Origin of the sequence: Streptomyces sp. CG4, from assembly GCF_041080655.1 — a bacterium.
In the GTDB taxonomy this organism is placed as follows: Bacteria; Actinomycetota; Actinomycetes; order Streptomycetales; family Streptomycetaceae; genus Streptomyces.
Map to the genome: position 1 here is coordinate 9,731,479 of NZ_CP163525.1, position 16,561 is coordinate 9,748,039.

Here is a 16,561-nt window from a genome sequence, read left to right on the forward strand (position 1 = left end):
GACCCCGGACCGCTCAGGACCCGACGTCTCCGGATCCCCTCGGGGCTCCTCCTAGGAAGTGGCATCGAATGGCGAGCAACGAAGAGAAGCTGCGGGACTACCTCAAACTGGTCACGGCCGACCTTCGTCAGACACGCAAGCGTCTGCAGGACCTTGAGGAACAGCAGCAGGAACCCGTCGCGATCGTCGCGATGGGCTGCCGCTTCCCCAACGGGGCCGACACCCCCGAGGCTCTGTGGCGACTCCTGGCCTCCGGCACCGACGCCGTCACCCCGTTCCCGGCCGACCGCGGCTGGGATCTGGAGGCGCTCTACGACCCGGACCCCGACCGTCCGGGCACCTCCTACGTCCGCGAGGGCGGCTTCCTCCACGAGGCGCCACTGTTCGACGCCGAGTTCTTCGAGATCTCGCCGCGCGAGGCCCAGGCCATGGACCCGCAGCAGCGGCTGCTCCTGGAAACCTCCTGGGAGACCGTCGAACGCGCGGGCATCGTCCCGGCCTCCCTGCGCGGATCGGGCACCGGCGTCTTCGTCGGCGCCATCGCCCAGGACTATCTTCCGCGCTCCCAGGACTCGCAGGCCGACCTCGGCGGCCATCTGCTCACCGGCAGCACCATCAGCGTCGCCTCCGGCCGCATCGCCTACTCCTTCGGCCTCGAAGGACCCGCGGTCACGGTCGACACGGCATGCTCGTCGTCGCTGGTGGCCCTCCACCTCGCCGTACGGTCCCTGCGCTCCGGCGAGTGCGACCTGGCGCTCGGCGGCGGTGTGACCGTCATGTCCGGTCCCGAGATGTTCGTCGACTTCGGACGGCAGCGCGCGCTCGCCACGGACGGCCGGTGCAAGGCGTTCTCCGCCGCCGCCAACGGCTTCGGACCGGCCGAGGGCGTCGGCATGCTGCTCCTGGAACGACTCTCCGACGCCCGCCGCAACGGCCACCCCGTCCTCGCCGTGATCCGCGGCAGCGCGGTCAACCAGGACGGCGCCTCCAACGGCCTGACCGCCCCCAACGGCCCGGCGCAGGAACGTGTCATCCGCGCGGCCCTGGCCAACGCCGGACTGTCCGCAACGGACATCGACGCCATCGAGGCCCACGGCACCGGCACCCCGCTCGGCGACCCCATCGAGGCGGAGGCGCTGCTCGCCACCTACGGCGCCGCACGGCCCGAGGATCAGCCGCTGTGGCTCGGCTCCGTGAAGTCCAACATCGGGCACACCCAGGCCGCCGCCGGCGTCGCGGGCATCATCAAGCTGGTGCTGGCCCTGCGCCACGGCCTGCTGCCCCGCACCCTGCACGCCGACGAGCCGTCCCAGCACATCGACTGGACGGCCGCCGACCTCCGCCTGCTCACCCACGAGCAGCCCTGGCCCCGACACGAGGACCGGCCCCGCCGAGCGGCCGTGTCCTCCTTCGGCATCAGCGGTACCAACGCCCACATGATCGTCGAGGAGGCGCCCGCCCCCGGACCGCACGACGAGGCGAACGAGGCGGACAAGGAGCCCGCGAACGCCACTCCCACGGCCGGCCCGAAGCAGCCGACCGGCGCACACCCCCTGCCCTGGCTGCTCTCCGCCCGCAGCCGCGCCGCACTGGCCGCACAGGCCGCACGCCTGCTCACACACCTCGACGACGAGCCGCACCCGGACCCGGCCCGTATCGGGCGCGCCCTCGCCACGACCCGCTCCGCCTTCGAACACAGGGCAGTGATCAGCGGCCGTACCCTCGGTGAACTGCGCACCGGCCTCACCGCCCTCGCCGCCGGCGAGTCCCACCCCCACACCGTCATGGGAGCCGTCCGGCCCGGCGGACGCCTTGCCGTCCTGTTCACCGGCCAGGGCTCACAACGGCTGGGCATGGGCCGCGAGTTGTACGAGACGTATCCCGTCTTCGCCGAGGCCTTCGACGCGGTGGATGCGGAACTGCCTTTCGGTCTGCGGGAGGTGGTCTTCGGCGAGGACGCGGAGCGGCTCAACCGGACCGAGTACGCGCAGCCCGCCCTCTTCGCCCTCGAAGTGGCCCTGTTCCGGCTGCTGGAGTCCTGGGGTGTCCGCCCGGACGTGCTGATGGGGCACTCGGTGGGCGAGCTGGCCGCCGCGCATGTGGCGGGTGTGTGGTCGCTGGCGGATGCCTGCCGTCTGGTGGTGGCGCGTGGCCGGTTGATGCAGGCGCTGCCGGAGAGCGGGGTGATGGTGGCACTCCAGGCCACCGAGGACGAGGTCCTGCCCCTGCTCGACGACCGGGTCGCCATCGCCGCCGTCAATGGTCCTCGTGCGGTGGTGATTTCGGGTGAGGCCGAGACGGTCGAGAAGATCGCGGACGGTTTCCGCGCCCGGGACCGCAAGGTGACGGCCCTGCGGGTGAGCCATGCCTTCCACTCGCCGCTGATGGAGCCGATGCTCGACGACTTCCGGACCGTCGCCGAGACCCTCGCCTACAGCGCCCCGCGCATCCCGGTGATCTCCAACGTCACCGGCCGACCCGCGGAACCCGACGAACTGACCTCCCCCGACTACTGGGTGCGCCACGTCCGCCGCCCGGTCCGCTTCGCCGACGGTGTACGGGCCCTGGAGGAACGCAAGGTCGGACGGCTGCTGGAGCTGGGTCCCGACGGCCAGCTGACGGCCCTGGCCCAGGCCTGCTTGGAGGACACCTCCCACGTCTTCGCCACCGCCCTGCGCAAGGACCGCCCGGAGCCCGAAAGCCAGCTTGCCGCACTCGCCCAGCTCCACGTCAGCGGCCTTCCGGTCCACTGGGAGACGGCCTTCCCCCAGGACGCGCCCGCGGATCCCGACCAGGACCCGGCGGGCCTGCCGACGTACGCGTTCCAGCGACGCCGCTACTGGTCCCGCGACACGGGCTCGACGCCCGGGGATCTGGGTGTGGTGGGTTTGGGTTCGGTGGGGCATCCGTTGTTGGGTGCGGCGGTGGAGTTGGCTGGTGGGGACGGTCTGTTGTTGACGGGTCGTTTGTCGTTGGTGTCGCAGGGGTGGTTGCGGGACCATGTGGTGGCGGGTGTGGTGGTGTTTCCGGGGACGGGGTTCCTGGAGTTGGCGTTGCGTGCGGGTGAGTTGGCGGGTTGTGAGCGGGTTGAGGATCTGACGGTTGCGGTGCCGTTGGTGGTGCCGGAGCGTGGTGGGGTCCGGGTTCAGGTGCGGGTGGGTGCGGCGGATGATGCGGGCCGGCGCACATTGGAGATCCACTCCCGTGCCGAGGACGCTCTCGATTCCGATCCGTGGGTGCTTCATGTGACGGGTGTGCTGGCCGCCGTTTCGGATGCGTCGCCTGTGGGTTCCTTCGATTTCGGTGTGTGGCCGCCGCGGGGTGCGGTGGTGGAGTCGGTGGAGGGTGTGTACGAGCGTTTCGCGGGGCTGGGGCTGTCGTATGGTCCGGTGTTCCGGGGTCTGCGTGGTGTGTGGCGGCGTGGGGATGAGGTGTTTGCCGAGGTTGGTGTGCCGGAGGGGCATGAGGATCTGGCGGGTCGGTTTGGTGTGCATCCGGCGTTGGTGGATGCTGCGTTGCATGGGGTGATGTTCACGTCGGTGTTCGGGGACGGGCGGGTGCGGTTGCCGTTCTCGTGGGCGGGTGTGTCGTTGTGGGCGTCGGGTGCGCGTGTGTTGCGGGTGCGGTTGGTGCCGGTGGGGCCGGATGCGGTGGCGTTGGAGCTGGCGGATCCGGTGGGTGGTCTGGTGGCTTCGGTGGAGTCGCTGACCTTGCGGGAAGCGGCCGGCGAACTCGCGACGGCGGCCGGTGCGGGCCACTCCGACAACCTCTTCCAGGTCGACTGGGTGAAAGTCCCCGCCGGCGCGGGCCCCATGCCCGCCGTGCCCCGTAACGCTCTTCCGGGACCGGATGAGATGCTTCCGGCTGACGTGCTCGTACGAGTCGAACGCTCGGCCGACGACACAGCGCACGCCGCCCATGCCGCCCACGCGGTGACCACGCGGGTCCTCGGCCTCGTCGAGGAGTGGCTGTCGCAGGAGCGGTTCGAGGAGTCCCGTCTGGTGATCGTCACCGAGGGCGCCGTGGCGGCCGATGCACCGACGGCCGATCCGGCTCTGGCAGCGGTGTGGGGTCTGGTGCGGGCGGCTCGTGCGGAGACCCCGGGGCGGTTCGCGCTGCTGGATGTGGACGGCACGGACGAGTCGTGGGCGGTCGCGTCGGCGGCGCTGGCTTCGGGCGAGCCGGAGGTGGCGGTGCGTGGCGGCATTGTCTATGCGCCCCGTCTGGGCCGGGCCGCGGCCGGTGGGGCGTTGACGCTTCCTGCTGGGGAGTCGGGGTGGCGGCTGGACATCGTGGAGAAGGGCACGCTTGACGGGCTGGCTCTGAGGCCGGTGGCGGAAGCCGAGTTGGGGGAGAGGCAGGTCCGTGTCGCCGTACGTGCGGCGGGTGTCAACTTCCGTGATGTGCTGAACGCGCTCGGTATGTATCCCGGTGACGCGAAGGACTTCGGTCTGGAGGGTGCGGGTGTGGTGACCGAGGTTGGTCCGGGTGTGGCCGGGCTGGCTGTGGGTGACCGGGTTTTCGGTATGTTCTCGGGTGCGTTCGGGCCGGTTGTGGTGGCGGATGCGCGGACGGTGGCGCGGGTTCCGGCGGGTTGGTCGTTCGCTCAGGCCGCCTCGGTGCCGATCGTGTTCCTGACGGCGTTCTACGCGCTGACCGATCTTGGTGGCGTTCGGGCTGGTGAGTCGGTGCTGGTGCATGCGGCGGCCGGTGGTGTGGGTATGGCCGCGACCCAGTTGGCGCGGTGCTTGGGTGCCGAGGTGTTCGGTACGGCCAGTGCAGGTAAGTGGGACACGCTGCGCGGGCTCGGTCTGGACGATGCGCATATAGCCAGCTCTCGCGATACGGAGTTCGAGGCGGCTTTCCTCGCGGCGACCGACGGTCGTGGCGTGGACATCGTTCTGGACTCGCTCGCGGGTGAGTTCGTGGATGCTTCACTGCGGTTGCTGCCGTGCGGTGGCCGGTTCCTGGAGATGGGCAAGACCGACGTCCGGGATGCGGAGGTGGTGGCTGCCGAGCATCCCGGGGTGACGTATCGGGCGTTCGATCTGTGGGATGCGGGTCCGGAGCGGATCGGCGAGATGCTCGCCGACCTGGTCAGGCTGTTCGAAGAGGGCGTGCTCAAGCCCCTTCCCGTCACCTGCTGGGATGTACGGCGTGCTCCGGAGGCGTTCCGGTATCTGTCACAGGCCCGCCATGTGGGCAAGGTGGTCCTGACCGTTCCGACCGCGCTGGATCCGGCGGGGACGGTGCTGGTGACCGGTGGTACCGGTGGTCTGGGTGCGCTGGTGGCCCGTCACCTGGTCACCGAGCACGGGGTACGACACCTGTTGCTGGCCAGCCGCCGTGGTCTCGAAGCCCCCGGTGCGCGCGAACTCGCCGCAGAGCTTGCTCAGTTGGGTGCGCAGGTCGAGGTCGCGGCGGTGGACGTCGCCGACCGGGACGAGTTGTCGGCCATGCTGGACACCGTCTCCGGCGAGCATCCGCTGACCGCCGTGGTCCACACAGCCGGTGTCCTGGACGACGGAGTGGTCTCCTCACTGACCCCGGAGCGCCTGTCGCGAGTGCTGCGACCGAAGGCGGACGCCGTGGCGCACCTGCACGAGCTGACCTGTGATGCCGACCTGTCGGCCTTCGTGGTCTTCTCCTCCGTCGCCGGCACGTTCGGCAGCGCGGGGCAGGCCAACTACGCGGCCGCCAACGCCTTCCTGGACGCCTTCGCCGCGACTCGTCGCTCCTCCGGCCTGCCCGCGACCGCGCTGGCCTGGGGCCCGTGGGCACCCGGCGCCGGCATGACTGCCGAACTGACCGAGGCGGACCTACGGCGCATGGCACGCGAGGGCATGCAGCCGCTGGCTCCCGAACAGGGCCTCGGGCTGCTCGACACCGTTCTGGATATCGGTCCGGCGCTCGAACAAGCCGCGGTACTACCGGTCAACCTCGATATCGCCTCCCTCCGCAGGCACGGACAGGAGGTTCCCGGCCTGCTGCGAGCTCTCGTACGGACGCCCGCGCGCCGGAACGCGGAGGCACAGGCGGCGGTCGGAGGGGCGGCCGACCTCCGGCAGCGCATCGGCGGGCTTCCAGAGGCCGAGCGCGAGAAGTTCCTGCTTGACCTCGTCTGCGGACAGGCCGCCTCCGTCCTGGGCCATGCGTCCGCCGCGGACGTGGAGGCAGACCAGCCGTTCAAGGCCCTCGGCTTCGACTCCCTGACCTCGGTGGAACTCCGCAACCGCGTGAACGCGGCCACCGGCATGAAGCTCCCCGCAACCCTGGTCTTCGACTACCCCACCCCGGTCGTCCTGGCCCGCCACCTCTTGTCGGAGCTGTCCGACGGAGAGCAGACCGCGGCCACTGCGTCCACCATGCTGCCCGTGCCGGCGAGTGTCACCGACGATCCGGTGGTGATCGTGGGTATGGCGTGCCGGTTCCCGGGTGGGGTGGGTTCGCCGGAGGATCTGTGGCGGTTGGTGAGCGAGGGCGGTGACGCGATCGGCGGGTTCCCGGCCGACCGCGGCTGGGACCTCGACGCGCTGTACGACCCGGAGCCGGGCAGGGTTGGTCATACGTATGTGAGTCAGGGCGGTTTCCTCTACGACGCCGCCGAGTTCGACGCTGCCCTCTTCGGTATTTCGCCGCGTGAGGCGTTGGCGATGGATCCGCAGCAGCGGTTGCTGCTGGAGACGTCGTGGGAGGTCCTGGAGCGTGCGGGCATCGACCCTGCGACGCTGCGTGGCAGCCGTACCGGCGTCTTCGCCGGCGCGATCACACAGGATTACGGCTCATTCATGCGCGCCGGTGAGCACGACTCGGACGGCTACCTGCTGACCGGTTCCACGGGCAGTGTGGCGTCGGGTCGTATCGCGTACACGTTTGGTTTCGAGGGTCCTGCGGTGACGGTGGACACGGCGTGTTCGTCGTCGCTGGTGGCGTTGCATCTGGCGGTGCAGGCGCTGCGTTCGGGTGAGTGTGATTTGGCGTTGGCCGGTGGTGTGACGGTGATGGCGGGTCCGGAGATGTTCGTGGAGTTCTCACGGCAGCGGGGGCTTGCGGTGGATGGGCGGTGCAAGGCGTTCTCTGATGGCGCGGATGGTACGGCGTGGTCGGAGGGTGTGGGTCTGCTGCTGGTGGAGCGGTTGTCGGATGCGCGTCGTCGTGGTCATCGGGTGGTGGCGGTGGTGGCGGGTTCGGCGGTGAACCAGGACGGTGCGTCGAATGGTCTGACGGCGCCGAATGGTCCGTCGCAGCAGCGGGTGATCCGTCAGGCGCTGGCGGGTGCCGGGCTGAAGCCCGCCGATGTGGATGTGGTGGAGGCGCATGGGACGGGTACGCCGTTGGGTGACCCGATCGAGGCGCAGGCGCTCCTGGCGACCTATGGCCAGGATCGTGAACGGCCTTTGTGGCTGGGTTCGTTGAAGTCGAACATCGGTCATGCGCAGGCTGCTGCCGGTGTGGGTGGTGTGATCAAGATGGTGATGGCGATGCGGCACGGGGTGCTGCCGCGCACCCTCCACATCGACGAGCCGTCCTCCCATGTCGACTGGACGGCGGGGGAGATCAGCCTCCTGACGGACAACGTGGAGTGGCCTGAGTCGGGGGGCCGGCCCCGGCGTGCGGGCGTGTCGTCCTTCGGTATCAGCGGCACCAACGCCCATGTCATCCTCGAACAGGCCCCCGACGTGTCGGCCGATCCCGTGGGTTCGGAGGCCGAGATGCGGCCGGGCCTTGCTGTGGTGCCGGTGGTGGTTTCGGGTGCGGGTGTGTCGGCGGTGCGTGGTCAGGCGGAGCGGTTGTGCGGCTGGTTGGAGGGCCCGGCGGGTGACGGTGTGCGTGTGGCCGAGGTTGCTCTGGCCTCGGTGATGACCCGGAGTGTGCTGGAGCACCGGGCTGTTGTGCTTGCCGCGGACCGGGACGAGCTGCTGGCGGGTCTGGGTGCGCTGGCGGAGGGCCGGGAGGTGCCGGGGCTGGTCCGGGGCGCGGACGCGCGTGCCGGGAAGACGGCTCTGCTCTTCGCGGGCCAGGGTGCCCAACGGCTTGGTATGGGCCGGGAGTTGTACGAGACGTTTCCCGCCTTCGCCGAGGCCTTCGACGCGGTGGACGCGGAAATCCCCTTCGGCTTGCGGGAGGTCGTCTTCGGTGAGGACGCGGACCGTCTGAACCGGACCGAGTACGCCCAGCCCGCTCTCTTCGCTCTCGAAGTGGCTTTGTTCCGGCTGCTGGAGTCGTGGGGTGTGTGCCCGGATGTGCTGGCCGGTCATTCGATCGGTGAGATCGCGGCGGCGCATGTGGCGGGTGTGTGGTCGTTGGCGGATGCGTGTCGTCTGGTGGTGGCGCGTGGCCGGTTGATGCAGGCGTTGCCGTCCGGTGGGGCGATGGTCGCACTCCAGGCCTCCGAGGACGAGGTACTGCCTCTGCTGGACGACGAGGTGGGTATCGCCGCGGTCAACGGTCCGCAGGCAGTCGTAATCGCCGGTGTCGCGGAAGCGGCGGAGGGGGTGGCCGACCACTTCCGTGCCGAAGGCCGCAAGACGACCGCGCTGCGGGTCAGCCACGCATTCCACTCCCCGCTGATGGAACCGATGCTCGCGGATTTCCGCAAGGTCGCGGAGAGTCTGACGTACGAGCCTCCGAAGCTGCCTGTCGTCTCCACGGTGACCGGCGAGACGGCCGGCGCCGAGGAGCTGATGTCCCCGGAGTACTGGGTGCGGCACGTGCGCGAGACCGTCCGTTACGCCGACGCCCTTCGCGCTCTCGCCGCCCAGAACGTCACCCGCTACCTCGAACTCGGCCCCGACGGCACCCTCACCGCCCTGGCCCAGACGGCCCTCGACGACCCCGAGACGGCCCTCCTCGTACCCGCCCTCCGCAAGGACCGCCCCGAGCCACCCTCACTGCTCGCAGCGGTCGCCGGGCTCTTCGTCCAGGGTGCCGATGTGGACTGGCGCCCTGTCCTCCCCACCGACGGCGCCTGCCCCGTCGAGCTGCCGACGTACGCCTTCCAGCGGAAGCGGTTCTGGCCGCAGGCGTCGCACCAGCCCGGCGACCTGGCCGCTGCCGGGCTCGGTGCGGCCGAGCACCCGCTGCTCGGGGCCGCCGTCGAACTCGCGGGCGGGGGAGTGGTGTTGACCGGACGCCTCTCGCTGCGTTCACACCCGTGGCTGCGGGACCACAAGGTCCTGGGCGCGGTGGTCTTCCCGGGCACGGGCTATGCCGAACTGGCGCTGCGAGCCGGGGACCAGGTGGAATGCGCGAGGGTCGAGGAGCTGACCATCGCGGTGCCGCTGGTGGTGCCGGAGCAGGGCATGGTCCGTCTGCAGGTCACCGTCGGTGTGGCCGACGAATCGGGACGCCGCACCGTCGAGGTGCACTCACGTCCGCAGGACGCCCCGGACGACACGCCGTGGGTGCTGCACGCCGCCGGTCTGCTGGCCCCGGACACGAAGGCGCAGGCGCCCGGCGACACGGCGATCGACCACGCGGCGTGGCCGCCGAAGGGCGCCGAGCCCTGCCCTGTCACCGACGTGTACGACCGGTTCGCCGCGGCCGGGCTGGCGTACGGCCCGTTGTTCCAGGGGCTGCGCGCGGTGTGGCGGCGCGGCGACGAGGTGTTCGCCGAGGTCGTGCTGTCCGAGGAGCACGAGGAACTCGCGGGCCGGTTCGGCGTGCATCCGGCGCTGCTCGACTCGGCCCTGCACTCCGTTCTCTTCGGCCCCCTCGGCGAACTGGGCGCCGGCCGACTGCCGTTCTCCTGGAACGGACTGTCGCTGTACGCGTCCGGAGCGCGCGCTCTGCGGGTACGTGTGGCTCCTGCGGGATCCGACGCGGTGTCCCTGCACCTGGCCGACCCGGCCGGCGGCGCCGTCGCCTCCGTCGAGTCCTTGGCGCTGCGTGAGGTGCCGTCCGAACTGGCAGCCGGTACAGGCGCGGTCGCCCCCTCCGGGACGTACCGGATCGACTGGACCCCGCTGCCCTCCTCGGCCCCGGCTCTGTCGGCCGCCCCGGCCTCCGCAGACGATGCGTCGCCCGCAGCCAGCCGCACGGTCCTGCTGACGGACTACGCGACCACGGACGACCACCCGACAGCCGCACGCCCTGGCCTCCCCGTCCGTACCTGGTCCGAGCTGACCCGGGCCGTGCACGACGGCGATCCCGCCCCCCCAACCGTGCTGCTGCCGTGGAGCGGCCCGGCGGACGCACGGCTCGACGGCTCCGCTGCCGTGGCTCACGCGGTCACCGCCGCCGCGCTGGCCTTCGTGCAGGACTGGCTGGCGGCCGACGAGTTCACGGACGCACGGCTCGTCGTCGTGACCCGTGGCGCGGTGGCGGTGACGCCGGACGAGGAATCGGATCCGGCTCTGGCCGCACTGTGGGGCCTGGTGCGCTCGGCCCGGACCGAGAACCCCGGCCGGTTCGCGCTCGCCGACCTGGACGGCACACCGGAGTCCTGGGACTCGCTGGTCGCGCTGCTCGCCGGGCCGAACGCCCCGGAAGCCGAGGACGAACTGGCCGTCCGTGGAAGCACGGTGCTCCTGCCCAGGCTCGTCCCCGCACACTTGCCCGCCTCCTCCGCCACCACCGCCGACACGGGCAGCGAGACCGGCACGGTGCGCTTGGCGGACGGCACCGTCCTCGTCACCGGCGGCACCGGCGGCCTCGGCGCCCTCGTCGCGCGTCACCTGGTCACCGAGCACGGCGTAGATCACCTCCTCCTGGTGGGCCGGCGCGGTCCGGACGCCCCGGGCGCGGCGGAACTCATCGCCGAACTCACCGGCCTGGGCGCCGAGGTCACCGTCGCGGCCTGTGACGTGGCGGACCGGCAGGCGCTGGAGACGCTGCTGGCGTCGGTATCGGCCGACCGCCCGCTGACCGGAGTGATCCACACCGCGGGTGTGGTCGACGACGGTGTGGTGGCCTCGCTGACCGAGGAACGGCTGCTCAGGGTGTTGCGTCCCAAGGCGGACGCGACCGAGCACCTCGACGCGCTCACCCGTGACCTGGACCTGGCCGCGTTCGTGCTGTTCTCCTCCGTCTCCGGCACCTTCGGCGGCGCCGGGCAGGCCAACTACGCCGCCGCCAACGCCTACCTGGACGCCATCGCACTGTGCCGCCGCCACCTCGGGCTGCCCGCGGTCTCCCTCGCCTGGGGCCCCTGGGCACCGGGCGCGGGCATGACCGCCGCGTTGACCGAAGCGGACCTGCGTCGCATGGCACGCGGCGGTGTACGGCCGCTCGCGGTGGACCAGGGCCTCGCGGTCCTCGACGCCGCACTGCGGGGCACCGAACTCGACTTCCTCCTCCCCGTCAACCTCGACCTCGGCGCACTGCGCGAGCTCCCGGAGATTCCCCCGCTGTTGCGCGGCCTGGTGCGAGGTCCGGCCCGGCGTACCGCGCACACCGGCGGGCACGGAGGAGGCGGCGACGAGCTGAGGGGCCGCCTGCTGGCCCTGCCCACCGCCGAACGCGAACCGTTCCTGCTGGAATTGGTCTCCGGTCTGGTGGCCCAGGTGCTCGGCCACGCCTCGGCCGCCGACGTGCAACCGGGCCAGGCGTTCAAGACGCTCGGCTTCGACTCGCTGACCTCGGTGGAACTGCGCAACCGCGTCAACGCGGCGACCGGGCTGCGGCTGCCCGCCACACTGGTCTTCGACCATCCGTCACCCGCCGCGCTCGCCCGGCACCTGCTGACCGCGCTCGCCGGCGACGCCACCGAGGCCTACGGCGCGGCGCTGCCCGCCTGGCAGGGCATGGACGACGACCCCGTGGTCATCGTGGGTATGGCGTGCCGGTTCCCCGGTGGCGTCGAGTCGCCCGAGGACCTCTGGCGGCTGGTCAGCGAGGGCGGCGACGCGATCGGCGACTTCCCGGCCGACCGGGGCTGGGACCTGGAGGCGCTCTACGACCCCGAGCCCGGCAGACTCGGCAGGACCTACGTGCGCAAGGGCGGCTTCCTGTACGACGCGGCGTCCTTCGACGCCGGACTGTTCGGCATCTCGCCGCGCGAGGCGCTGGCGATGGACCCGCAGCAACGGCTGCTGCTGGAGGTGTCCTGGGAGGTCTTCGAACGCGCGGGCATCGACCCGACCGCTCTGCGCGGCAGCCGCACCGGGGTGTTCGCCGGCGTCATGGGGCAGGACTACAACTCCTGCCTGCGCGAGGGTGAGCACGACTCCGACGGCTACCTGCTGACCGGCAACACCAGCAGCGTCCACTCCGGTCGTATCGCCTACACCTTCGGTCTGGAGGGCCCGGCGATGACGGTCGACACCGCGTGCTCGTCGTCGCTGGTCACCCTCCACCTGGCCGCCCAGTCGCTGCGGGCGGGCGAGTGTGATCTGGCGCTGACCGGCGGTGTCATGGTGATGTCCACCCCGGACACGTTCGTCGACTTCAGTCAGCAGCGAGGGCTGGCCTTCGACGGCCGCTGCAAGTCCTTCGGCGCCGGAGCCGACGGCACCGCCTGGTCCGAGGGCATCGGCATGCTGGTGCTTGAGCGGATGTCCGACGCCCGCCGCAACGGCCACCGGGTGCTGGCGGTGGTCGCCGGTTCGGCGGTCAACCAGGACGGTGCCAGCAATGGCCTGACTGCGCCCAACGGTCCCTCGCAGGAGCGCGTGATCCGTCAGGCGCTGGCGGGCGCGGGGCTGAAGGCCGCTGACGTGGATGCGGTGGAGGCGCATGGTACGGGTACGCCGCTGGGTGACCCCATCGAGGCGCAGGCCCTCCTCGCCACGTACGGCCAGGACCGCGAACAGCCCCTGTGGCTCGGTTCGTTGAAGTCGAACATCGGTCATGCGCAGGCGGCTGCCGGTGTGGGCGGTGTGATCAAGATGGTGATGGCGATGCGGCACGGGGTGCTGCCGCGCACCCTCCACGCCGACGAGCCGTCGCCCTTCATCGACTGGACGGCCGGAGACATCACCCTGCTGACACAGAACGTGGAATGGCCTCAGTCGGAGGACCGGCCCCGGCGTGCGGGTGTGTCGTCCTTCGGTATCAGCGGCACCAACGCCCACGTCATCATCGAGCAGGTCCCTGACACCGTCATCGCGCTCGAAGCCGAGACCCCCGAACCGGCCTCGTCGGTCGACGAGTTGCCCCTGACACCGATCGCGCTGTCCGCCGCGTCCGAGGGTGCCCTGCGCGGCCAGGCCGAACGGCTGTGGGCCCGCGTCGACGCCGACGCCGAACTGCGCCTGAGCGACCTGGGACTCTCGTCGGCCCTGAGGCCCTGGCTGGAGCACCGCGCGGTGGTTCTCGCACCCGACCGTGACGAACTGCTGCGCCGCCTGCGCGCACTGGCGAACGGCGAGCACGACACCGGCGTCCTCACCGGCACTCCTGGCCGCTCGGGCCGACGGCTCGCGTTCCTGTTCGCGGGGCAGGGGTCACAGCGGCTGGGCATGGGCCGGGAGCTGTACGAGACGTACCCCGTCTTCGCCGAGGCCTTCGACGCCGTTGACGCGGAACTCCCGTTCAGCCTGCGGGAGGCCGTCTTCGGCGAGGACGCGGAGCGTCTGAACCGTACCGAGTACGCGCAGCCCGCGCTGTTCGCACTGGAGGTGGCGCTGTTCCGGTTGCTGGAGTCGTGGGGTGTGCGCCCGGACGTGCTCGTCGGTCACTCCATCGGTGAGATCGCGGCGGCGCATGTCGCCGGGGTATGGTCCCTCGCGGACGCGTGCCGGCTCGTCGCCGCGCGGGGCCGGTTGATGCAGGCGCTGCCTGAGGGCGGTGCGATGGTCGCGCTCCAGGCCACGGAGGACGAGGTCCTGCCTCATCTCGGCGACCGGGTGGGCATCGCGGCCGTCAACGGGCCGCAGGCGGTGGTGGTTTCCGGTGCGGCCGAGGCGGTCGAGGAGATCGCTGAGCTCTTCCGTGGCCAGGACCGCAAGGTGACGGCCCTGCGGGTCAGCCATGCCTTCCACTCGCCGCTGATGGAGCCGATGCTCGACGACTTCCGCGCAGTCGCGGAGGAACTCTCCTACGAGCGGCCGAAGCTGCCCGTCGTCTCCACGGTGACCGGCGCGCCCGTCGCCGACGAGCTGAGCTCACCGGAGTACTGGGTGGAACATGTACGCCGGCCGGTGCGGTTCGCCGACGCCGTCCGTCGTCTGGGCGAGCACAGTGTGGCGCGGTTCGTGGAGCTGGGTGCGGACGGCACGCTCACCGCGCTCGCCCAGGGCAGTCTCGACGGGGAGGCGCAGGGCCACCTGTTCACCCCGGCCCTGCGCAAGGACCGCGCCGAGGCGGCCTGGATTCTCTCGGCGGTCGCGGGGCTGCATCTGCACGGCGGGCAGGTGGACTGGCGCGCCGTGTTCGCTCCGGCGGGGGCGACGGTGGTGGATCTGCCGACCTACGCCTTCGAGCGCGAGCGTTTCTGGCCCGAGGGAGCCAGGCTGGGCGGTCAGTCGGCGGCGGACTCCTTTGACCGCGCGGACGCCGGGTTCTGGACGGCGGTCGAGCGCGGAGACGCCCGTACGCTGGCCGACTCGCTCGGTGTGACGACGGACGCGCTGGACGGGCTGCTGCCGGCACTGTCGTCGTGGTGGCGCGGGCAGCAGGAGCAGTCCCGGGTGGACGACTGGCTGTACGGCGTGAGCTGGAATCCGCTCGGTGCGGTCTCCGGTGCGGCGCTGCCGGGCCGCTGGCTTGCGGTCCTGCCCGCCGGGTTGCGGGACGACGCATGGAGCGGCGCCGTCCTGGACGGTCTTGCGGCGAACGGGGCCGAGCCGGTGCCCGTCGAGTACGAGTCCGGCGCCGACCGGGCCGCCCTGGCCGCGCGGCTGGCCACGGCGGCGGGGGCCGAGCCGGTCGCCGGGGTCCTCTCCTTCCTCGCACTGCCCGAGCCGGACGGCGAGAACGTCCCAGGTGCCGACGGCGCCGGCGTCCCGGCCGGCCCCGCCGCCACCGCCGTCCTCGTACAGGCGCTCGGCGACACCGGTATCGCCGCCCCGCTGTGGGCGCTGACCAGGGGCGCGGTCTCGGTCAACCGGTCCGACCAGGCACCCGACCCGGCGCAGGGCGCCGTATGGGGACTGGGCCGGGTCGCGGCGCTGGAGCACCCGGACGGCTGGGGAGGCCTGGTCGACCTGCCGCAGGTCGTGGACCGGCGCACGATGGGCCGCCTGGCCGGCGTGCTCACGGGCCGTTCGGGAGAGGACCAGGTGGCGATCCGGGCGACGGGTGTGTTCGGGCGGCGGCTCGGCCGGATGACGCCCGGAGCCCTCGGCGCGGGCTGGCGTCCCTCGGGCACCGTGCTGATCACAGGGGGTACGGGCGCGCTCGGCGCCCGGGTGGCCCGCTGGGTCGCCGGGCAGGGCGCCGAGCACCTGGTCCTGATCAGCCGGCGCGGGCTCGACGCGCCCGGCGCACCGCAGCTGAGCGACGACCTCGCCGCCTCGGGCGTACGGGTGACCGTGGCCGCCTGCGACGCGGCCGACCGGGACGCCCTCGCGGCGCTGCTGGCCGAGCATCCGGTGGACGCGGTGGTGCACACGGCCGGTGTGCTCGACGACGGGCTCGTTCAGGCGCTCACCCCGGAGCGCTTCGCGGCCGTCCTGCGCGCCAAGGCCGTCGCCGCGCACAACCTCGACGAGCTGACCCGGGACCGGGAGCTGTCGGCGTTCGTGCTGTTCTCGTCGTTCGCGGGCGCCATCGGCTCTCCGGGGCAGGGCAACTACGCCGCCGCCAACGCCTACTTGGACACCCTCGCCGAGCGGCGCAGAGCGGCCGGACTTACGGCGACGTCCGTGGCGTGGGGGCCGTGGGCGCAGGACGGCATGGCCGCCGACGGCGGTGTCGAGGAGTACCTGCGCCGCCGGGGTCTGACGGGCCTCGACCCCGAGCTGGCGCTGGTGGCGATGGAACGGCTGGCGGGCGGGAGCGATCCGGCCGCCGTCGTGGCACGGGTCGACTGGACACGGTTCGCTCCCGCGTTCGCCGCCGGGCGGGCCACCGCCCTGCTGGAGGACGTCCCGGAGGCCGACGCCGCACTGGCGGACGCCGCGTCCGGGGCGGACGCCGACGCGCTGCTGCAGCGGCTGGCAGCACTGGGCGCCGAAGAACGGTCCGTGGTGCTCGTCGAGTTGGTGCGGGAGCAGGCGGCCGCGGTCCTGGGGCACGCCAGGTCCGACGCGGTGGACCCGGCCCGCGCCTTCCGCGAGGCCGGATTCGACTCGCTGACCGCGGTGGAGCTGCGCAACCGGCTGGGCGCGGCCACCGGGCTGCGGCTGCCGGCGACTCTGGTGTTCGACTACCCGGCGCCGGTGGACATCGCCCGGTATCTGGATGCCGAACTCGCCGGTCCCGGCAGTGGCCCGGCCGGCGGGTCGGGCGTCATCGCCGAGATCGACCGGCTGGCACAGGCGCTCGCGGCCGAGGCCGGTGCCGGCGGCGAGACCCACCCGGAGATCACGAGCAGGCTTCGGGGGCTGCTGGCGATGTGGACCGGCGCCGACGCCGCCGACGACACGGACGACGCGGTCGTGGAACTGGACGCGGCGACGGACGACGAGATGTTCGACCTGATCGACAAGGAACTCGGAATCTGATCACCCGGCTCCGG

General features: G+C 71.9%; 1 protein-coding gene. It reads left to right on the top strand.

Annotation, left to right across the window (positions count from 1 at the left end; all coding sequences use genetic code 11):
* Window positions 1-68 precede the first annotated feature (68 nt).
* Complete coding sequence (locus AB5L52_RS44345) at window positions 69-16,547, top strand: type I polyketide synthase (protein WP_369368685.1); 16,479 nt, start codon at window positions 69-71, stop codon at window positions 16,545-16,547.
* Window positions 16,548-16,561 lie beyond the last annotated feature (14 nt).

What these genes read in the sequence shown, in the direction of transcription:
- AB5L52_RS44345 (WP_369368685.1), top strand. Translation starts at nt 69, where the DNA reads ATGGCGAGCAACGAAGAGAAGCTGCGGGACTACCTCAAACTGGTCACG.